This is a genomic window from Bacillus cereus group sp. MYBK108-1, from assembly GCF_051917185.1.
GTDB classification, from domain to species: Bacteria; Bacillota; Bacilli; order Bacillales; family Bacillaceae_G; genus Bacillus_A; species Bacillus_A cereus.
In genome coordinates this window covers 323,025-342,007 of record NZ_JBQAHZ010000001.1, presented here as the reverse complement: position 1 = coordinate 342,007, position 18,983 = coordinate 323,025, and the positions used below count along the sequence as shown (strand labels likewise).

Below are 18,983 nucleotides of genomic sequence, written 5' to 3'. Positions count from 1 at the left end.
GAGGGAATCACGTTTTTTTGTTGAAGTATTAAATGAGGTGTTGTATATGGAGAATGAAATGCTGGAACGAGTAGAACAATTAGAAGAGAAGGTTAAGAGGTTAGAGGGAGAACTTGCAAGAACGATGAAAGCTCGAAAAATAAGTACCGTTCGGATGTTCGGGGAAGGGTTACTGTTTTTGGTATTTGGTGTGGTTGTAGTAGGGCCGATTATTGCCGTTGTAATCTCGATTTTTACTTGGCTTGCTGAAAAATAAAATAAAAATAAAAAGAACGCTTGTTCTATACGAACAAACGTGCTATACTCTCCTTAGATAAACAAAACGGAAATGATTTTAAGGAGAGATAAATGATGAAAATGACAGTAGACCAAAGATTTATGATGCCAGCAGATGTTGTAGAGCGAGTGGAAGTATTACGAAACAAACAAAGCAAGCGTGGCACATTATTACAATCGGTAAATAAATTTTTCGGTTTAGATACGAAAGAAGATTGTGTTTGGTTTTACGGTTTTTATGGAGTGGCTGTAAGTATCTTGTTGTTTATGGTGTTCACTTCAAATATTTTCGATTTTCTCTTCGCGTAAGAAATATGCGATAAGGACATTGCTACCGAATACATATATAAGGAAGTAAGGTAATCTTCTAGAGCGGGAGTTGGTAGCAATGGCGATGTTTCCTATAGAGCGCAACTATATTGGATATGGAAGTTCACGACCGGGGATTCCTCTGACTAAAGTGAGATTTATTGTAAGCCATGATACGGGGAATCCTGGAAGCAATGCGATAGGGAATCGAGATTACTTTAATGAATTACAACCGAAAGCTTCGGCGCATACATTTATAGATGATAAAACAATATTGGAGATTATTCCTATAAATGAAGTTGCGTATCATGTTCGATATGGTGTGCCGACGGATAATGACTTATATGGCTATGACGCGAATAAGGCGGCCATTGGAGTGGAACTTTGTTATGGTGGTGATGTTAACTTTTGGGAAGCATATAATCGTTTTACATGGTATCATGCGTATTTATGCCAAAACTTTGGCTTAAATCCGAAAAAAGATATCGTGTCACATAAAACGCTTGATCCAGCTAGAAAGATTGATCCTGAGAATGTATTAGGGAAACAAGGTATTAAATTTCAGCAGTTTTTAGCAGATGTCTATCGGATGTACGTTTCGTTTAGATGACAAATATATGAAAAATGAATACAATAAAGATAGGTGCCTACTGCTGTAAGTAGGTTTTTTCTTGTTTTTATAAATAGTGTATTGGTAGAAGACTAGGAGTGGACGAGTATGCAGAAAGAAACAGTTATTATAATCGGAGGCGGTCCGTGCGGATTAGCGGCTGCAATTTCGTTGCAAAAGGTAGGGATAAATCCGTTAGTAATTGAAAAAGGAAACATTGTAAATGCCATTTATAATTATCCAACTCATCAAACATTTTTCTCTTCTAGTGAAAAATTAGAAATTGGTGATGTAGCTTTTATTACAGAAAATCGTAAGCCAGTTCGAAATCAAGCGCTTGCGTATTATCGTGAAGTAGTAAGACGTAAATCTGTACGTGTAAATGCTTTTGAGCGAGTGGAGAAAGTTCAAAAAGATGGAGAAGCTTTTCAGGTTGAGACGACAAAGCGTGACGGAAGTAAGGAAATATATATAGCGAAATATATTGTTGTAGCAACTGGATATTATGATAATCCAAATTATATGAATGTTCCAGGTGAGGAATTGAAGAAAGTAGCTCACTATTTTAAAGAGGGGCATCCTTATTTTGATCGAGATGTAGTAGTTATAGGTGGGAAAAACTCGAGTGTAGATGCCGCGTTAGAACTTGTTAAATCTGGTGCACGTGTAACGGTACTGTATCGTGGAAGTGAGTATTCACCAAGCATAAAGCCTTGGATTTTGCCGGAATTTGAGGCGTTAGTACGAAATGGTACAATTCAAATGCATTTTGGGGCTCATGTGAAAGAAATTACTGAGCATACATTAACGTTTACAGTTGATGGTGAAGCTCTTACAATCAAAAACGATTTTGTATTTGCGATGACTGGTTATCATCCTGATCATAGCTTCTTAACGAAGATGGGTGTTCAGATTGATGAAGAAACAGGACGTCCAATTTATACAGAGGATAGAATGGAAACGAATGCTGAAAATATTTTCATTGCAGGTGTCATTGCTGCTGGAAATAATGCAAATGAAATATTTATCGAGAACGGAAGATTTCATGGAGATGCGATTGCGCAAACCATTGCATCAAGAGAAAAATAAAAAGGAGCTGTCGGGAAAACCTCGACAGCTCCTTTTTATTCGTGCATAAACATATTTTGAATGGATTCATGAGAATTTGTATTCTCTAATGCAACAAGTAATTTAATGCGTGCTTTTTGTGCATTTAAGCCGTATGTGAATACAATGCCCATATCTTTTAAGTGTTTACCGCCACCTTCATACGAATATACGTCTTGAACGATACCGTTGAAACAGCGAGAAACTAATACGACAGGAATACCTCTATTTAATAATCTTTCTAGACTAGGTAGTGTTCTTGGAGGGAGATTACCTTGTCCAAGAGCTTCGATAACAATGCCGTCTACAGGAAGATTTTCGATTGCTGCTAATAATGTATCATCCATGCCAGCATATGCTTTTAGAACAACTACATTTTTAGACACTTTGTTTATCGTATATGTTTCGTGATGTACTAAAGCGTGATGGAAGACAACGCCGCGTTTTGTTACCATTCCAATTGGTCCGTATTGTGGGCTTTGGAATGTTGCAACATTACTTGTATGTGTTTTCGTTACATTTGTAGCGCAATGAATTTCGTCGTTTAATACGACTAAAACACCTTTTTCTGCAGCTTCATCACAACTAGCAACTTTTACAGCTGATAAGAAGTTATATAGACCATCAGCACCTAACTCATTGCTAGAGCGCATTGCACCTGTCACTACGATCGGAATAGTTGCTTGTACTGTTAAATCTAAGAAATAAGCTGTTTCTTCTAATGTATCCGTGCCATGCGTAATGACTACGCCATGAATGTTGTCTTGTTTTACTCTTTCATCAATGATGACTTGTAATTGTAACATTTCGCTCGGTGTCATATGAGGAGATGGTAGGTGGAACACATCTTCAACGATTAAATCAACATCGCCTTCTAAATCAGGAATGAATTTTAAAAGAGGATTTTTTTCACCTGGTTGTACGACCCCAGTTTCTTTATCTTCCTCCATTGCAATTGTTCCACCTGTGTGTAAAACTAGGATTCTTTTCAATGCTTATACCCCTTTCAAGTAAAAAAATACATTTAGAACATAACATGTTTTGAGTAAATTCGACAATGGAAATGTATAAAAGTATGCCTCGAAAATGACAATAAAATTAACTGCTATATGTACGATGTATAAAATCATGAAACGAAATGTGCAAATATAGTATAGGAGGGAAGAATTCCGGTGAAAAAGATGGAGAGAATTTTTATTCGTATATTAATAATACAATTCATTTGTCTTTCTGTTGTGCAATTGTTATTTATACATAAGTCATCAGTGAAATATTTATCTAAAATTGTTTATTATGAGGGTGTCATGGTAAAAAACAAAGTGGAAATCTTGCAGGTGAATAGGTAGTTTTCATTTTCTTCTATGAAGGATTATGCTACAATAATTGAGGATTTAATGACGTGAAGCAAATGAGAAGAAGCAGGGTGAACACCTGCTTTTCGTTTTGTTTTATAAGTGAAAAAATGAGGTGTTACAATGGATAAACGAATTTCAATTGCTATAGATGGTCCAGCAGCTGCTGGGAAAAGTACAGTGGCAAAAGTTGTTGCGAAGGAACTTTCTTACGTTTATATTGATACAGGCGCAATGTACCGTACGCTTACATATGCAGCCCTTGAACAAAAAGTAGACATTGAAAATGAAGAGCAGTTAATGGAAGTTGTAAAGAATGTAAATATTGAGTTTCAGCAAGGAGAAAATACACAGCTTGTATTTTTAAATGGACAAGATGTTTCTGAAGTAATTCGTACACCTGATGTGACGAATCGAGTATCTATTGTAGCGAAACATCGCCTTGTTCGTGAAGAAATGGTACGTCGTCAGCAAGAGTTAGCGAAAAAAGGCGGCGTTGTAATGGACGGCCGTGATATTGGTACACATGTATTACCGGATGCTGAAGTGAAAATCTTTATGCTTGCTTCTGTTGAAGAAAGAGCGGAAAGAAGACATTTAGAAAATTTAAATAAAGGTTTCGATTCTAATTTAGAGCAGCTAAAAGAAGAAATTGCTCAGCGTGATAAATTAGATTCAGAACGTGAAGTTTCTCCACTAAAAAAGGCTGATGATGCATTGGAATTAGATACGACTTCTTTATCAATTGAAGAAGTTGTCCAAAAAATTATGAGCATTGTTTCTGGAGTGTTTGCGAAATAAAGAAAGGGGATAGTCCTCTTTCTTTTTTTGTTTAAATAGAAATGTAAAGGATACGTGAATTGTGAGTCTCTTTCCTTGACAAATGAGCTGATTTGTAAGAAGTTAGTTAAAGAGGAATAAAACTGTCAGAATATATTCGCTATTATATTTCAAAACATACTTTTTTCAAGCTGGTTTTGCTGTATACTATTTATATAGGTTTAATATATTTTCTTGTGAATGTTATTGAAAAAGAGTATGTGATGAGAAATTCTTAAACATGCAAATGAAAACTTTGTTTTCATTTCGTATATACATAAAAAATGCTTTGTCAATTCTGTAGGGAGGTATTTCCATGGTAGAGAAAATGAATGAAGAAGTTATGGATTCAAAAGAATTACAAGTTGGTGACGTTGTTACAGGTTCTGTAACGAAGGTTGAAGAGAAACAAGTGCTTGTAAATGTTGGATACAAAACAGATGGCGTAATTCCAATTAGTGAATTAGCTAACGTTCATATTGAAAAAGCAAGCGATGTTGTAGAATTAGATCAAACACTAGAGTTGAAAATTATTAAATTAGAAGAAGATGATCTTGTCTTATCTAAACGTGCTGTTGATGCAGAAAAAGCATGGGTAGAACTACAAGAGAAATTTACTTCTGGTCATGTATTTGATGTTACTGTAAAAGATATTGTGAATGGCGGATTAGTTGTGGACCTTGGTGTTCGCGGTTTTATTCCAGCTTCACTTGTAGAAGTACATTATGTAGAAGACTTTACTGACTATAAAGGTAAAACATTAGCGGTGAAAATTGTTGAATTAGACCGTGAAAAAAATCGTGTAATCCTTTCGCATAAAGCGGTAGTAGAATTAGAACTAGATTCTAAGAAAAAAGAAGCAATTTCTTCATTAAAAGAAGGGGACGTTGTTGAAGGAACAGTACAACGATTAACTGACTTTGGCGCATTCGTTAACGTTGGTGGAGTGGACGGTTTAGTTCACATTTCACAAATTTCACACGAACGTGTAGAGCAACCTTCTGAAGTGTTAGAGCAAGGTCAAAAGGTTAAGGTAAAGGTGTTATCTGTTGATGCTGATACACAACGTATTTCTTTATCAATTAAAGCAGCTCAACCAGGACCTTGGGAAAACGTTGCTGGCGAAATAAAAGCTGGAGATATTCGTGAGGGAGTAGTAAAACGCCTTGTTACATTTGGTGCATTCGTTGAGATTTTACCGGGCGTTGAAGGGCTTGTACACGTATCTCAAATTGCAAATCGTCACGTGAAAAATCCGAATGAAGTATTGGAAATGGGACAAGAAGTAAAAGTGAAAGTACTTGAAGTTCACGTAGCAGAGAAACGTATTTCTTTAAGTATAAAAGAAGCGCTTGAGGAAAATAATGTAACTGAAGATTATAGTCAGTATGAGCCAAATGCTGATTCTGCTACTTTCCAATTAAGTGATATTATTGGTGAACAACTGAAAAAATTAAAGAAATAATGAGGGGTACAAGTGGTAAGGGCAAAACGTAAATTAGATCATATTGAATACGCTCTTTCTACTGGTCAGTCTCGTACGCATGGCTTTCATGATATTGATTTTGTGCATCAAAGCTTGCCAAATTCAAATTATGACACAATAACATGTGAAACAAAAATCGGCGAACTTTCACTAAGTTCGCCGATTTTTATCAATGCGATGACTGGTGGTGGAGGAGAGAAAACGTTACATATTAATGAGCAATTAGCATATGTAGCGAAACATCATAACCTTGCTATGGCTGTAGGTTCGCAAATGGCGGCGTTAAAAGATGAAAGTGAAGCTGCTTCTTATAAGGTGATTAGAAAGGTAAACCCAAATGGTATTTTCTTTGCTAATTTAGGTAGTGAGGCAACTATCGAGCAGGCAGAGCGCGCCGTTGATATGATTGAAGCGAATGCATTACAAATTCATTTAAATGTCATACAAGAGTTAACGATGCCAGAAGGAGACCGTGATTTTACTGGAGTACTTCAGCGCATTGAGAAAATTGTTTTAAATAGTAAAGTTCCTATCATTGTAAAAGAAGTTGGATTTGGGATGAGTAAGGAAACAATGCAACAGTTAGTGAACGTAGGTGTAACAGCAATTGATATTGGTGGGCAAGGTGGTACGAATTTTGCTGCTGTTGAAAACGAAAGAAGACAGCGAATGCTTTCTTATTTTAATAACTGGGGCATACAAACAGCAACCTCGATTATTGAAGCAACCTCTACAAATAATAACCTCTCTTTTATTGCATCTGGGGGTATACAAACAGCGCTTGACGTAGCGAAAGCAATCGCATTAGGGGCGAATACAACTGCGTTTGCTGGTTATTTTTTACGTATTTTAATGCAAGATGGTATCGAGAAGTTAGTAGATGAAATTGAGCTTCTACATACAGATTTGAAATTTATAATGACAGCTCTTGGTGCGAAGACGATAGAAGAGTTGCAATCTGTACCTCTTGTTGTAAAGGGTGAAACATATCATTGGTTAATGCAGCGTGGTATTGATACTGCGCATTATAGTAGGAGATAAAAAATCAACCATTCGGTTGATTTTTTTTTTGTTCTATTCTTTTTCGTAATATAAAGTGGAGAATGGAATTAGTATTATATAAAAATATCATTTCGTAAAAATTGTAATTGAAAAAGGGTTGAAAAATGTAGATGGTGTGTTGTCGAATTACTGGAGAGAACTTAATTTTTAATGGGAATAGGTGAAGGTAAAAAGAAGTAATGGGAGGATATAGTATGCGAAATATTATTTCGATATAAATAGAAATCATTAAACTGATTATGTAAAAGACGGTTTCGTACAATATAGAAACCGTCTTTTTGTATTAATTAGTGCTGGTTTTGTTTTCGAGCCTGTTCTGGTGTATCAAGTCCAGTTGCACCTGGATATTGTAGTGATTGATCACGATCGGATTCAACGCGGCGTGATTCTCGTAGTTTTCGTTCTTGGCGATCTTTACCCATAATGAATAACACCTCCTTGTTAAAAGTGTTGCTGTTATAAGAAAAAACTATGCGTAAATAAAGTGGATTAACTTTCATAAAAAGTTCCCATAATGGAAAACATAGGAGGTGAAGTTGATGGATGGAAGTACTTTTTATTTTGTAGCTTGGATAGGGTGGATCATTGTAACCTTTTTTATGAAAAAGGACCCTATCCGGTGGAAGTTAGGCGCTTGTATACTGATTTTTATAATTTGCTCTCCGTTACATGTAACGATTGCCTCATTCATGGTATCAGTAAATGCTCTTTTACTTTGTATTATTTCTTTTATAGGGATCGCGCTATATTCTGTCTGGGAAAAATTATATAGCTTACTTTCGGCACTTATTATTGCAATGTTATATACAAGTTTTCATCTGTTAGAAATATATGATCCGATTTGGATTGTGGTGGATAGAGTGTTTCTGCTAAGTAGTGCTCTTGTGTATGCATCGGTGTTATTGCATGGGGATCGCATATTACGATTATGCTCTCTATATGTAGGGATGTTACAAGGAGAGCTGCTAGTGACATTTATTTTTAGGAAATTGAATTTTCCATATGATTACGGTAGTTTAGCATTTTTTGATATCGTCGCCGTTTCTACATTATTCATGGCAATATTGTTTTGGGTTGCAAAAGCATCAGTATACATGGAACGGTTTAAGAGAAAAACACGTAAAAGAAAGGCGAGGGTAATACATGACTGAATATACACCAGCCATTTTATGCGGCGTAATAGCGGGGACAGTTACAAGGGTGCTAATGCTTCGGACGGATACGCGGCAATATCCGACGAGGCTGCATGGGAAAATTATTCATATTGCAATGGGGTTAATTGCAGCTGCTTTAGGAGCGATTGCAATCCCGTCTATTTTGAAAAAAGATTTTTCTGCCATTACATTTCTTACGTTAGCAGCGACACAATTTCGTGATGTACGTAATATGGAAAGAAATACGCTTCAACAATTAGATGGGTATGAGCTCGTACCGCGTGGAAATACATACATTGAAGGAATTGCATTAGTTTTTGAAAGTCGTAACTATTTGGCAATGTTAACGTCGTTTGCAACGACGTTTGCGTATATAGGATTCCGTTCATGGATTGCAGGAGTAATTATGGCTATAATCGCATTTTTTATCGCGAAAAAATTAATGTCTGGTAAAAGGCTACATGATCTTGTTGAAATTGAGCACGTTCCGCTTCGTTTTGAAGGAGCAGGGCTTTATATTGACAATATTTACATTATGAATATTGGATTGCCTGCAAGACAAGAAGAAATTATGAAATATGGTATGGGTTTTATTTTAAAGCCGAAATCAATTGATGCGATGGTTACAATCTCAAATTTAGGGCAACGACAAGCTATTTTACACGATGTTTCAGTAGCGTTAGGGATTTATAGAGATTCTGGTACACCAGCGCTTGTACCGTTAGCAAAGCGTGATTTAGAGGATGGCAGGGTTGGGATTTTTGTCCTGCCGCAAGATCAAGATGCAGAGAAAGCGATAGGTGTCATAGGAAATGTACCAACGTTAGAAAGTGCTGTCCATATGTCATCGGAAGCCCCAAAAGGAAGGGGAGATAAGAGATGATGTTAGAAAGTGTTATTCTGGCAGTTATAACAACGACTCCAGAAAAATTTGCAGGTGGTGCTCCTTTATTCGTTTGCGAATCGACGGAGGAACTAGAATTTGTTGCAAATAATTTAGAAGCAATTTTAGATGGTATTGCACATCGCTTACAAGAGAATGTATATATTATTGTGAAACATTAGCAACGTGTGTTATAATGTGAGGTGTTTTGATACGTTGAGAAATATTCTGGAATGCAAATCCCTTCTTGCACAAAGAAGGGTTTTTTACATAATAAACAGAAGCAAGTTGAAAGGATGAAAGTATATGCCGAAACCAGTAATAGCGATAGTAGGTCGCCCGAACGTAGGGAAATCTACTATTTTCAATAGAATTGTTGGAGAAAGAGTTTCAATCGTAGAAGATATTCCAGGTGTAACGCGCGATCGTATTTATAGCGCTGGAGAATGGTTAAATCATGAATTTAACATTATTGATACGGGCGGAATTGATATTGGAGACGAGCCGTTTTTGACACAAATTCGTCAACAAGCTGAAGTAGCAATTGATGAAGCGGATGTTATCATTTTTATGACAAACGGTCGTGACGGTGTAACAGCAGCTGATGAAGAAGTTGCAAAAATTTTATATCGTTCAAATAAACCGGTTGTACTTGCAGTAAATAAAGTGGACAATCCGGAAATGCGCAGTGACATTTATGACTTTTATGCATTAGGATTTGGCGAACCATTCCCAATTTCAGGTACACACGGATTAGGGTTAGGCGACTTACTAGACGAAGCTGCACAACATTTTCCAAAGATTGAAGAAGACGGATATGATGAAGACACAATTCGTTTCTCTTTAATTGGACGTCCAAACGTAGGGAAATCATCACTTGTAAATGCTCTTCTTGGTCAAGAGCGTGTAATTGTTAGTAATGTAGCAGGAACAACTCGTGATGCTGTCGATACACCATATAGTAAAGATGGAAAAGATTATGTAATTATTGATACAGCTGGTATGCGTAAAAAAGGAAAAGTGTATGAAAGTACAGAAAAATATAGTGTACTTCGTGCGCTAAGAGCGATTGAACGTTCTGACGTTGTTTTAGTTGTTTTAGATGGTGAAGAAGGAATTATTGAGCAAGATAAAAAAATCGCTGGATATGCTCATGATTCAGGGCGAGCTGTTGTTATCGTTGTAAATAAATGGGATGCAGTGAAAAAAGACGAAAAAACAATGAAAGCATTTGAAGAAAATATCCGTGCTCATTTCCAATTCTTAGAATACGCACCAATTGTTTTCTTATCTGCAAAAACGAGAAAACGTACACAAACATTAATACCGGTTATCGATGAGGTAAATGAAAGTCATAGTATCCGTATTCAAACGAACGTATTAAACGATGTAATTATGGATGCGGTAGCGATGAATCCGACACCAACTCATAATGGTAGCCGTCTGAAAATTTTCTATGCAACACAAGTTGCGGTAAAACCACCGACATTTGTTGTGTTTGTAAACGATCCAGAATTATTGCACTTCTCATATGAGCGTTTCTTAAAGAATCGCTTACGTGAATCATTTGGCTTCGTAGGAACGCCGATTCACATTATCGCTAGAGCAAGAGACTAATGGAGAGGATGTGATTTTATGACAAAAATCACAGTAGTAGGAGCAGGTAGCTGGGGAACAGCGTTAGCGATGGTATTAGCTGACAATGGACATGATGTACGTATTTGGGGAAATCGCCCAGAACTTATGGATGAAATTAATACGAAACATGAGAATAGTCGATATCTCCCAGGCATTGCATTGCCAAGCACAATCGTAGCCTACTCTTCTTTAGAAGAAGCATTAGTAGATGTAAATACAGTACTGCTAGTAGTACCAACGAAAGCGTACAGAGATGTATTACAAGAGATGAAAGAAATTGTTACTGAACCAATTACTTGGATTCATGCGAGCAAAGGAATTGAACCTGGTACGTCAAAACGTATTTCGGAAGTGATTGAGGAAGAAATTCCAGAGCACTTAATTAAAGATGTTGTTGTACTGTCTGGACCGAGTCATGCTGAAGAAGTCGGTTTACGACAAGCGACAACAGTTACGTCTGCAGCAAAGCGTATGGAAGCGGCTGAGGAAGTACAAGATTTATTTATGAATAGTTATTTTCGTGTATACACAAATCCAGATATCGTTGGAGTTGAACTTGGTGGTGCGTTAAAAAATATTATCGCATTAGCTGCTGGTATAACTGATGGTCTTGGATTAGGTGATAATGCAAAGGCGGCATTGATGACACGTGGTTTAACAGAGATTGCTCGTTTAGGAAGAAAAATGGGCGGGAATCCGTTAACGTTTGCTGGTCTAACTGGTATGGGAGACTTAATTGTAACTTGTACAAGTGTTCATAGCCGAAATTGGCGCGCTGGAAATATGCTTGGAAAAGGACACTCTTTAGAAGAAGTGTTAGAAAGCATGGGTATGGTTGTGGAAGGTGTAAGAACAACGAAAGCTGCTCATGAATTGGCAGAGAAAATGGAAGTTGAAATGCCGATTACAGCTGCTTTATATGACGTGCTGTTCAATGGGAATAACGTAAAAGATGCAGTAGGCTCATTGATGGGACGTGTTCGAAAACATGAAGTGGAAGCTATACCTGATTTACTGTAAAGAAAAGCGACAGAAGTACATTTGTACTTCTGTCGCTTTTTTATTTTTTGGGTCTTTTCACCATTTTTTCATTTTTGCATAGGATGAAGAGTAACTTGAGGAGAGGGTGAAAAGAATGGATAATAATATTTTTAATAATATTGAGAAGGAAGCGAAAGTAAATAAAGAGGATATTTTTAAATTAGCATCATCCGTGCAAAATGCGAATTTACGTGATGAAACTGTACTTCGTCAATTAATTCATCAAGTGGCTCTTATGGCGGGACGTGAAGTGCCGAAAGAGCAAGAGGATCAAATTGTAAAAGCGATTATTAATAATAATATGCCAACAGATTTTGGTTCGTTAAGCAAAATGTTTAAAAAATAAATTATGAGAAACAAAGAGTTTGGAGATTGCATATGATAGCCATGAAAGAATGGGAATAGAGCTGTTTTTGGGCATATTTGGTCAACCGAAGCGAGAGATACAATCGCTTCGGTTTTATTTTTGCCTAGATTGGTGAGAAATGCTGGAAAACCTATTGATTAAAGTTACATACTCGCGATTTGTAGTAAAATGTTCTTTTTGTATTTGTTTAAAGATTTTAATTTGTTAAAATAGTATAAAAATAGATTAATAAAAAGGGGTGTGTATATGTCAGAAGGGCTTATGAAAATGTGGCTGGCTTTAGGGGCAATTGGATTTATGTTTTTTGCAGTAAGTTTTATTTTATTAAGTAGACATAGAATAAAGAATAAATTTTTGAAAGGGATTACAGCGTTAGTAGCGTACACCCTTATGATTGTGTCAGGAATTGTTATTTTTCTTGTTGTATTTAGTGGACCTGTACAGCAGTAAATGGAATGGTCTCGAAAATACTACATACGGAGCAAATTAGATTAGTATGAAAAGGTGATGCTAGTGAAAAAATTCCATATTATTTTAATATTTTGTTGTATGAGCCTTTTAACGGGGTGTCTGTATCCGAAAGAAAATATGAAGCAAAATGCGGTTCCTTATGAAGATCAGCTACAGGTTGTTCAAAAAGCTGTTGTGACATTTAAGGAGCAAAATGATGGGATATTGCCAATTAAGACGAGGGATATGAGTACACCTATTTATCAAAAGTATCCAATCGATTTTCAACAGATTGCCCCGCGTTACATACAAGAAGCGCCAGGGAATGCGTATGAAAGTGGAGGAGTATATCAATACGTATTAATAGACGTTGAAACAAATCCGACAGTAAAGTTAATTGATGTTAGGATGGCTGAACAAATTCAGGAACTATCTTTAAAGCTTAGGATGTATCGTGATGAACATCAATATCCACCTTTTAAAAAAGTAATTTCAGATGGTGTATATGAATTGGATTTCAAAAAACTAGGATATAAAGATGTGCCACAAGTGACAAGTCCATATTCTGGTAAAGGACTTCCTTTTGTAATTAATGAAAAAGGAGAAGTTTTTGTTGATTATAGAATCGACCTATATGACGCTTTGAAAAAAAATGAAGGGCAGTTTACAGAGGGAGAAGATATTCGAAATATACTTTCGAAAGGTTCCCCGTTTGTACCAGCTTATTCTTTACCGTACACAGTAAAGGACGGAGAACCAATTTTTTTAAAATGATAAGTCATGAACCTTTCTTTTAGTGAATAAGTTCTAGAAGAAAGGTTTTTTATGTTATACAACTTACGATGCAAACAAAAGATATTTTTTAATAGTCATATGAAATTGGACAAAATTATATGATATATTGTCCGAACTTCTAGAATACCATTATATTATATCAGATATTATAGGCAACGTTAGAGAAGGTATTAGTTGACTATAAACGCGGAATTATTCCCAAAAATTTTGAGGGAGGGAATCACTTGGAAAAGGTAGATATTTTTAAAGATATTGCAGAACGAACAGGCGGTGATATTTATTTTGGAGTTGTAGGAGCTGTTCGAACAGGGAAATCAACATTCATTAAAAAATTTATGGAACTTGTAGTTATTCCAAATATTGAGAATGAGTCTGACCGTCAAAGAGCGCAGGATGAATTGCCTCAAAGTGCTGCTGGTCGTACAATTATGACGACGGAACCGAAGTTTGTTCCAAACCAAGCGGTTTCTATCGAAGTAGATGAAGGACTTGAAGTGAATATTCGATTAGTAGATTGTGTTGGATATACGGTTCCTGGAGCGAAGGGCTATGAAGATGAGAATGGCCCGCGTATGATTAATACCCCTTGGTATGAAGAACCTATTCCATTCCATGAAGCTGCAGAAATCGGCACGCGTAAAGTAATTCAAGAACATTCAACAATTGGTGTTGTAATTACAACAGATGGAACAATTGGTGAAATTCCAAGAAGAGATTATATAGAGGCAGAAGAACGCGTTGTAAATGAGTTGAAAGAAGTAGGAAAACCTTTCATTATGATAATTAATACGGTACAGCCGTATCATCCAGATACAGAGCAATTACGCCAAAGTTTATCAGAAGAATATGATATCCCGGTTATTGCAATGAGTGTGGAGAGTTTAAGAGAAACAGATGTATATAATGTACTTCGTGAAGCGCTATTTGAATTCCCTGTATTAGAAGTGAATGTGAACCTTCCGAGTTGGGTAATGGTGCTAAATGAAGGGCATTGGTTGCGTCAAAGTTATCAAGAAGCAGTTCAAGAAACTGTGAAGGATATAAAACGTCTTCGTGATGTGGATCGCGTTGTTTGGCAGTTTAGTCAATATGAATTTATTGATCGAGCGAGCCTAGCTGGCATTGATATGGGGCAAGGTGTGGCGGAGATTGATTTATATGCGCCAGATGAATTATATGATCAGATTTTAAAAGAAGTAGTAGGAGTAGAAATTCGAGGGAAAGATCATTTGTTAAAGCTTATGCTCGATTTATCTCATGCGAAAATAGAGTACGATCAAGTGGCGGATGCACTGCGTATGGTTAAGCAAACAGGATATGGTGTAGCAGCACCTGCATTAGCGGATATGAGCTTAGATGAGCCAGAAATTATTCGTCACGGTTCAAGGTTTGGTGTGAAGTTAAAAGCGGTAGCGCCATCTATTCATATGATTAAAGTAGATGTAGAGTCAACGTTTGAGCCGATTATTGGTACTGAAAAGCAAAGTGAAGAATTAGTTCGTTATTTAATGCAAGATTTTGAAGATGACCCGTTATCAATTTGGAATTCTGATATATTTGGACGTTCACTTAGCTCGATTGTTCGAGAAGGAATTCAGGCGAAATTATCTTTAATGCCAGAAAATGCTAGATATAAATTAAAAGAAACGCTAGAAAGAATTATTAATGAAGGATCTGGCGGATTAATTGCGATTATACTATAAGAAAAAATCCCTCTCATTGTAGAGGGATTTTTTGTTTTTTTTGATTATAAAATAGAAAAATAAACAGTCATTATCTAATACATTGTTGTAAATTGTCAAGTTTCATCAGATTTTCACATTTTAAGAGTAACAATTTCCTTAAAAATATTGAATTATAAAGGAGAATCGTATAATATAGGCGTTGATAATGATTTATCTACATCTTTGTAGTATAGAATTTGCAAAAATTGCCTACAAATGAAAGTAAGACTCATTTTATGATCATTATACAGTCTTATCTTTGGGAGGAGGTGAATGGCATGAACAAGACAGATTTAATCAATGCTGTTGCAGAAGCAAGTTCCCTTTCTAAAAAGGACGCAACAAAAGCAGTAGACGCTGTTTTTGATTCTATCTTAGAAGCTTTAAAACAAGGTGATAAAGTACAACTGATCGGATTCGGTAACTTCGAAGTTCGTGAGCGTGCGGCTCGTAAAGGTCGTAACCCACAAACAGGTGAGGAGATTGAAATCGCTGCAAGTAAAGTACCTGCATTCAAACCTGGTAAAGCGTTAAAAGATGCGGTTAAATAATCCTTACATATTAACAGGGAAGAAGAGTTTCCTTTTTGGGAACTCTTCTTTTTGCTTTTAAAAACATAAATATGCTAGAATGTGTTCGTATCACTTTTAGGTTTTCGGGAGGGCTAGCGGATGGCAAAAGTTAATTTAGAACAAATTGAACATGCAGTACGCCTTATTTTAGAGGCGATTGGGGATGACCCAAATCGTGAGGGAGTACTTGATACACCAAAGCGTGTTGCAAAAATGTACGCAGAAGTGTTCTCAGGTATGCATGAAGATCCGAAAGAGCATTTGCATAAAGTATTCGGAGAAGATCACGAAGAGCTTGTACTAGTAAAAGATATACCATTTTATTCGATGTGTGAGCATCATTTAGTACCATTCTATGGAGTTGCTCACGTTGCATATATTCCGCAAGGTGGAAAGGTAACAGGGTTAAGTAAATTAGCTCGTACCGTAGATACAATTGCACGTCGCCCACAACTGCAAGAACGTATTACATCAACAGTAGCGAACTCTATTATGGAAGTACTAGAGCCTCATGGTGTAATGGTAGTAGTAGAAGCAGAACATATGTGTATGACGATGCGTGGTGTGAAAAAACCAGGTGCGAAAACAGTAACGACAGCAGTGCGTGGTGTGCTTGAAAATGATGCTGCAGCGCGCAGTGAAATTTTATCGTTTATTAAAACGAAGTAAAGAAAAGCGGGAAACTGCTTTTCTTTTTTTTTTTTAGTAAATAAATGATATAGTTTTAACTAGACAGAGTGAGATTAGAAAGATTGCTTACATGAATGGTAGGTGTAGCCAAGTTTTGGTTATAGAAAATAGAGTGTATGTGTTATAATAAGTTTTATGAATTAGAAAACAAGGGTGATTTTTTGTGTGTGACATCTACGGAGGGTATGCGGGTATAAAAGAAAAATTGATGGAGAAATTACGCCATCCTTATTTTATAAACTATATTGAAGAACCATTTATTGATGAAGAAAAGATAGCATTGTTATATGGTGCTTTAAAGAGTGCAAACTTACATATAGAACAAATTGAGCATTACGTAGTAACAATTATGCTTGTACAAATTGCGCTTGATACGCATGAAAGGGTATCAAATAAAGTAGGCGAGGAAGAGATTGAATTCCATAAATGTCGTCAATTAACAGTACTTGCAGGCGATTACTATAGTGGACTATATTATTATTTATTGTCTATGAATCGTGATATTGTTTTAATTCGTGCACTTGCTGAAGGAATTAAAGAGATAAATGAACACAAAATTATGTTATACCAAAAAGCGCATGAAACGACGGATGACGTAATGAAAAGCATAGTAACGATTGAGTCTGCGCTCCTTCAAAAAACATGTGATCATTTTCAGTTATCACATTGGAAGCCATTTATCACATACGTATTAGGTGGAAATCGCCTTCAAAAAGAAATTCAATTGTATGCTGATAAGCAACATTCACCTGTTTTTCAAGCTATGCAAGATGCTTTAGGGGATAAAGCAGAAGTAGTGATTAATGGTTGGATGAAGGAATTGAGAAAGAAAGAAAAACAATTTTTAGAAAATCACACAGACATAAATGAAATAAATTCTGTGTTAAGGAATAAATAGAAGACATAAGCAATTTTACATTGGAAGAAGGTACGAGCATGCAACAATCAAAAGAAGAAAGAGTACATGACGTATTTGAAAAGATTTCTGATAAATACGATGTGATGAATTCTGTAATTAGTTTTCAAAGACATAAAGCGTGGCGGAAAGAAACGATGCGAATTATGGATGTACAACCAGGCAGTCAAGCGCTTGATGTATGCTGTGGAACCGCAGATTGGACAATTGCGCTAGCTGGAGCCGTAGGTGAGCAAGGAAAGGTTGTTGGCTTAGACTTCAGTGAAAATATGTTATCTGTTGGTAAGCAAAAGGTAGAGGCGTTACAATTAAAACAAGTAGAACTTCTACATGGGAATGCAATGGAACTTCCGTTTGAAGATAATACGTTTGATTATGTGACGATTGGGTTTGGTTTACGTAACGTACCGGATTATATGCACGTATTAAAAGAAATGACGCGTGTAGTAAAACCAGGTGGAAAAGTAATCTGTTTAGAAACATCTCAACCAACAATGATTGGTTTTCGACAAGGGTATATTTTATACTTTAAATATATCATGCCGTTATTTGGAAAGATGTTTGCGAAAAGTTATAAAGAATATTCATGGCTTCAAGAATCTGCTAGTACGTTCCCAGGGATGAAAGAATTGGCTCAAATGTTTGAGCAAGCTGGACTTGAACGTGTGCAAGTGAAACCATTTACTTTTGGGGTAGCAGCAATGCATTTAGGAATTAAACCAGAATCAAAATAGAAAAAAGAAGTTTTAGGTTAAGGTGAACAATATGAAGTTACAACTTATGTACTCTTTTTTACGATCGGATATTAATGTGATAGAAAAAGAATTAAAAAAGACAGTCGCTTCTGAACAGCCATTAGTAGAAGAGGCAGCATTACAGCTTATTGAAGCTGGTGGGAAACGAATTCGTCCTGTATTTGTGTTGCTTGCAGGGAAATTTGGAGATTATAAGTTAGATGCGATTAAGCATGTTGCTGTTGCGTTAGAACTTATTCATATGGCTTCTCTTGTTCACGATGATGTTATTGATGCTGCATTTTTACGACGCGGCAGTGCGACTGTGAATGCGAAATGGGGAGATCGTATTGCGATGTATACAGGGGACTATCTGTTCGCTAAGTCTCTTGAATGTATAACCAATATCGAAATTCCAGAGGCACATCAAGCGTTATCACATACTATTTTAGAAGTCTGTAAAGGTGAAATTGAACAAATTAAAGATAAATACAATTATGACCAAAATTTAAGAACGTATTTAAGAAGAATAAAGCGAAAAACAGCATTATTAATTGCCGCGAGTTGTCAATTGGGAGCGATTGCTGCTGGTGCTAATCGTGATACGGTAAATCGTCTATTTTGGTATGGGTATTTTGTAGGAATGTCTTATCAAATTATTGATGACATTTTAGACTTCGTTTCTACAGAAGAGAAACTTGGAAAACCTGCTGGTGGGGATTTACTACAAGGGAATATTACACTTCCTGCTTTATATGCGATGGAAGATCCCGTACTTCGTCAGAAAATCACATCTGTACATGAAAATTCAACAGCAAGTGAAATGCAAGAAATTATTGATGCTGTAAAAAATAGTACAGCAATTGATCAAGCATTTGCGTTTAGTGAACGTTATTTACATAAAGCTTTAGAAATAATAAAACCACTCCCACGTGGAAAAGCAAAGTACGCATTACAAAATGTTGCAAAGTATATTGGAAAACGAAAATTTTAAGGTT

The 18,983-nt window shown here is 36.2% G+C and carries 24 protein-coding genes; 22 read left to right on the top strand and 2 right to left on the bottom strand.

The genetic code is table 11. From position 1 onward, the window contains the following. Positions 1-46: 46 nt before the first annotated feature. The 4 genes from ACTFSL_RS01735 (at position 47) to ACTFSL_RS01720 (ending at position 2,284) form a co-directional block, all read left to right on the top strand. Positions 47-256: a hypothetical protein gene (locus ACTFSL_RS01735; RefSeq protein ID WP_000426763.1), complete on the top strand. Its 210-nt coding sequence runs from the start codon at positions 47-49 to the stop codon at positions 254-256. A 92-nt stretch (positions 257-348) separates the two neighbouring features. Next, entirely contained in the window at positions 349-585 is a 237-nt protein-coding gene (locus tag ACTFSL_RS01730) for a DUF3961 domain-containing protein (RefSeq protein ID WP_001983018.1), read from the top strand. A gap of 79 nt (positions 586-664) precedes the next feature. Next, positions 665-1,195, top strand: a complete 531-nt coding sequence (locus tag ACTFSL_RS01725; protein ID WP_001240655.1) for a peptidoglycan recognition protein family protein — start codon at positions 665-667, stop codon at positions 1,193-1,195. A gap of 108 nt (positions 1,196-1,303) precedes the next feature. Beyond that, complete coding sequence (locus tag ACTFSL_RS01720) at positions 1,304-2,284, top strand: YpdA family putative bacillithiol disulfide reductase (protein ID WP_001168522.1); 981 nt, start codon at positions 1,304-1,306, stop codon at positions 2,282-2,284. Between the two features lie 35 nt (positions 2,285-2,319). Here the strand turns inward: ACTFSL_RS01720 and ansA are convergent, their stop codons facing one another. Beyond that, entirely contained in the window at positions 2,320-3,294 is a 975-nt protein-coding gene (gene ansA, locus ACTFSL_RS01715; RefSeq protein ID WP_000822010.1) for an asparaginase, read from the bottom strand. Positions 3,295-3,474: 180 nt separating this feature from the next. On the opposite strand from ansA, the gene ACTFSL_RS01710 reads away from it, so the two are divergent. From ACTFSL_RS01710 to ACTFSL_RS01695, 4 genes are all read left to right on the top strand, one after another. Beyond that, on the top strand, positions 3,475-3,648 hold the full coding sequence (locus ACTFSL_RS01710) for a YpfB family protein (protein WP_000738057.1): 174 nt from the start codon (positions 3,475-3,477) through the stop codon (positions 3,646-3,648). Positions 3,649-3,777: 129 nt separating this feature from the next. Continuing rightward, entirely contained in the window at positions 3,778-4,455 is a 678-nt protein-coding gene (cmk, locus tag ACTFSL_RS01705) for a (d)CMP kinase (protein ID WP_000361252.1), read from the top strand. Positions 4,456-4,789: 334 nt separating this feature from the next. Then, entirely contained in the window at positions 4,790-5,938 is a 1,149-nt protein-coding gene (rpsA, locus tag ACTFSL_RS01700; RefSeq protein WP_000229559.1) for a 30S ribosomal protein S1, read from the top strand. A gap of 12 nt (positions 5,939-5,950) precedes the next feature. Then, complete coding sequence (locus ACTFSL_RS01695) at positions 5,951-7,000, top strand: type 2 isopentenyl-diphosphate Delta-isomerase (RefSeq protein WP_000251036.1); 1,050 nt, start codon at positions 5,951-5,953, stop codon at positions 6,998-7,000. Positions 7,001-7,308: 308 nt separating this feature from the next. Here the strand turns inward: ACTFSL_RS01695 and ACTFSL_RS01690 are convergent, their stop codons facing one another. Beyond that, complete coding sequence (locus ACTFSL_RS01690) at positions 7,309-7,443, bottom strand: YpzI family protein (RefSeq protein ID WP_000513900.1); 135 nt, start codon at positions 7,441-7,443, stop codon at positions 7,309-7,311. A 117-nt stretch (positions 7,444-7,560) separates the two neighbouring features. Between ACTFSL_RS01690 and ACTFSL_RS01685 the strand changes: the two genes are divergently transcribed. The 14 genes from ACTFSL_RS01685 (at position 7,561) to hepT (ending at position 18,979) form a co-directional block, all read left to right on the top strand. Beyond that, positions 7,561-8,172: a YphA family membrane protein gene (locus ACTFSL_RS01685; RefSeq protein WP_088338547.1), complete on the top strand. Its 612-nt coding sequence runs from the start codon at positions 7,561-7,563 to the stop codon at positions 8,170-8,172. Continuing rightward, the gene (locus ACTFSL_RS01680) at positions 8,165-9,058 is read left to right on the top strand and encodes a YIEGIA family protein (protein WP_000141596.1); all 894 of its coding nucleotides are present in this window, start codon (positions 8,165-8,167) and stop codon (positions 9,056-9,058) included. The genes ACTFSL_RS01685 and ACTFSL_RS01680 overlap by 8 nt, the downstream gene beginning before the upstream one ends. After that, positions 9,055-9,240 carry a capping complex subunit for YIEGIA gene (locus ACTFSL_RS01675; RefSeq protein WP_000979059.1) on the top strand — a complete coding sequence of 62 codons (186 nt, stop codon included), beginning with the start codon at positions 9,055-9,057 and terminating at the stop codon, positions 9,238-9,240. The genes ACTFSL_RS01680 and ACTFSL_RS01675 overlap by 4 nt, the downstream gene beginning before the upstream one ends. Positions 9,241-9,364: 124 nt before the next feature. Further along, positions 9,365-10,675: a ribosome biogenesis GTPase Der gene (der, locus tag ACTFSL_RS01670; protein ID WP_001125893.1), complete on the top strand. Its 1,311-nt coding sequence runs from the start codon at positions 9,365-9,367 to the stop codon at positions 10,673-10,675. Positions 10,676-10,693: 18 nt separating this feature from the next. Continuing rightward, on the top strand, positions 10,694-11,716 hold the full coding sequence (locus ACTFSL_RS01665; protein ID WP_119683153.1) for an NAD(P)H-dependent glycerol-3-phosphate dehydrogenase: 1,023 nt from the start codon (positions 10,694-10,696) through the stop codon (positions 11,714-11,716). A gap of 115 nt (positions 11,717-11,831) precedes the next feature. Next, on the top strand, positions 11,832-12,083 hold the full coding sequence (locus tag ACTFSL_RS01660; protein WP_000369754.1) for a stage VI sporulation protein F: 252 nt from the start codon (positions 11,832-11,834) through the stop codon (positions 12,081-12,083). A gap of 267 nt (positions 12,084-12,350) precedes the next feature. Then, positions 12,351-12,554, top strand: a complete 204-nt coding sequence (locus ACTFSL_RS01655) for a DUF2768 domain-containing protein (protein ID WP_001289008.1) — start codon at positions 12,351-12,353, stop codon at positions 12,552-12,554. Between the two features lie 63 nt (positions 12,555-12,617). Beyond that, positions 12,618-13,328, top strand: coding sequence for a hypothetical protein (locus ACTFSL_RS01650; RefSeq protein WP_000713407.1), 711 nt, complete (start codon positions 12,618-12,620; stop codon positions 13,326-13,328). A gap of 245 nt (positions 13,329-13,573) precedes the next feature. Next, the gene (gene spoIVA, locus ACTFSL_RS01645) at positions 13,574-15,052 is read left to right on the top strand and encodes a stage IV sporulation protein A (protein WP_000416519.1); all 1,479 of its coding nucleotides are present in this window, start codon (positions 13,574-13,576) and stop codon (positions 15,050-15,052) included. Between the two features lie 299 nt (positions 15,053-15,351). Next, entirely contained in the window at positions 15,352-15,624 is a 273-nt protein-coding gene (locus ACTFSL_RS01640; RefSeq protein ID WP_001043860.1) for an HU family DNA-binding protein, read from the top strand. A 120-nt stretch (positions 15,625-15,744) separates the two neighbouring features. Beyond that, entirely contained in the window at positions 15,745-16,314 is a 570-nt protein-coding gene (gene folE / locus ACTFSL_RS01635; RefSeq protein ID WP_001151482.1) for a GTP cyclohydrolase I FolE, read from the top strand. A 184-nt stretch (positions 16,315-16,498) separates the two neighbouring features. Further along, positions 16,499-17,233 (top strand): heptaprenyl diphosphate synthase component 1, encoded by a 735-nt coding sequence (locus ACTFSL_RS01630; protein WP_119683154.1) that lies wholly within the window; start codon positions 16,499-16,501, stop codon positions 17,231-17,233. 38 nt (positions 17,234-17,271) lie between these two features. After that, a complete protein-coding gene (gene menG / locus ACTFSL_RS01625; RefSeq protein WP_001187674.1) occupies positions 17,272-17,985 on the top strand; it encodes a 2-heptaprenyl-1,4-naphthoquinone methyltransferase in 714 nt (237 codons plus the stop codon). A gap of 31 nt (positions 17,986-18,016) precedes the next feature. Beyond that, a complete protein-coding gene (hepT, locus tag ACTFSL_RS01620) occupies positions 18,017-18,979 on the top strand; it encodes a heptaprenyl diphosphate synthase component II (RefSeq protein WP_000776077.1) in 963 nt (320 codons plus the stop codon). Positions 18,980-18,983: the final 4 nt, after the last annotated feature.

What these genes read in the sequence shown, in the direction of transcription:
- ACTFSL_RS01735 (WP_000426763.1), top strand. Translation starts at nt 47, where the DNA reads ATGGAGAATGAAATGCTGGAACGAGTAGAACAATTAGAAGAGAAGGTT.
- ACTFSL_RS01730 (WP_001983018.1), top strand. Translation starts at nt 349, where the DNA reads ATGATGAAAATGACAGTAGACCAAAGATTTATGATGCCAGCAGATGTT.
- ACTFSL_RS01725 (WP_001240655.1), top strand. Translation starts at nt 665, where the DNA reads ATGGCGATGTTTCCTATAGAGCGCAACTATATTGGATATGGAAGTTCA.
- ACTFSL_RS01720 (WP_001168522.1), top strand. Translation starts at nt 1,304, where the DNA reads ATGCAGAAAGAAACAGTTATTATAATCGGAGGCGGTCCGTGCGGATTA.
- cmk (WP_000361252.1), top strand. Translation starts at nt 3,778, where the DNA reads ATGGATAAACGAATTTCAATTGCTATAGATGGTCCAGCAGCTGCTGGG.
- rpsA (WP_000229559.1), top strand. Translation starts at nt 4,790, where the DNA reads ATGGTAGAGAAAATGAATGAAGAAGTTATGGATTCAAAAGAATTACAA.
- ACTFSL_RS01690 (WP_000513900.1), bottom strand. Translation starts at nt 7,443, where the DNA reads ATGGGTAAAGATCGCCAAGAACGAAAACTACGAGAATCACGCCGCGTT.
- ACTFSL_RS01685 (WP_088338547.1), top strand. Translation starts at nt 7,561, where the DNA reads ATGGATGGAAGTACTTTTTATTTTGTAGCTTGGATAGGGTGGATCATT.
- ACTFSL_RS01680 (WP_000141596.1), top strand. Translation starts at nt 8,165, where the DNA reads ATGACTGAATATACACCAGCCATTTTATGCGGCGTAATAGCGGGGACA.
- ACTFSL_RS01675 (WP_000979059.1), top strand. Translation starts at nt 9,055, where the DNA reads ATGATGTTAGAAAGTGTTATTCTGGCAGTTATAACAACGACTCCAGAA.
- der (WP_001125893.1), top strand. Translation starts at nt 9,365, where the DNA reads ATGCCGAAACCAGTAATAGCGATAGTAGGTCGCCCGAACGTAGGGAAA.
- ACTFSL_RS01665 (WP_119683153.1), top strand. Translation starts at nt 10,694, where the DNA reads ATGACAAAAATCACAGTAGTAGGAGCAGGTAGCTGGGGAACAGCGTTA.
- ACTFSL_RS01660 (WP_000369754.1), top strand. Translation starts at nt 11,832, where the DNA reads ATGGATAATAATATTTTTAATAATATTGAGAAGGAAGCGAAAGTAAAT.
- ACTFSL_RS01655 (WP_001289008.1), top strand. Translation starts at nt 12,351, where the DNA reads ATGTCAGAAGGGCTTATGAAAATGTGGCTGGCTTTAGGGGCAATTGGA.
- ACTFSL_RS01640 (WP_001043860.1), top strand. Translation starts at nt 15,352, where the DNA reads ATGAACAAGACAGATTTAATCAATGCTGTTGCAGAAGCAAGTTCCCTT.
- folE (WP_001151482.1), top strand. Translation starts at nt 15,745, where the DNA reads ATGGCAAAAGTTAATTTAGAACAAATTGAACATGCAGTACGCCTTATT.
- menG (WP_001187674.1), top strand. Translation starts at nt 17,272, where the DNA reads ATGCAACAATCAAAAGAAGAAAGAGTACATGACGTATTTGAAAAGATT.
- hepT (WP_000776077.1), top strand. Translation starts at nt 18,017, where the DNA reads ATGAAGTTACAACTTATGTACTCTTTTTTACGATCGGATATTAATGTG.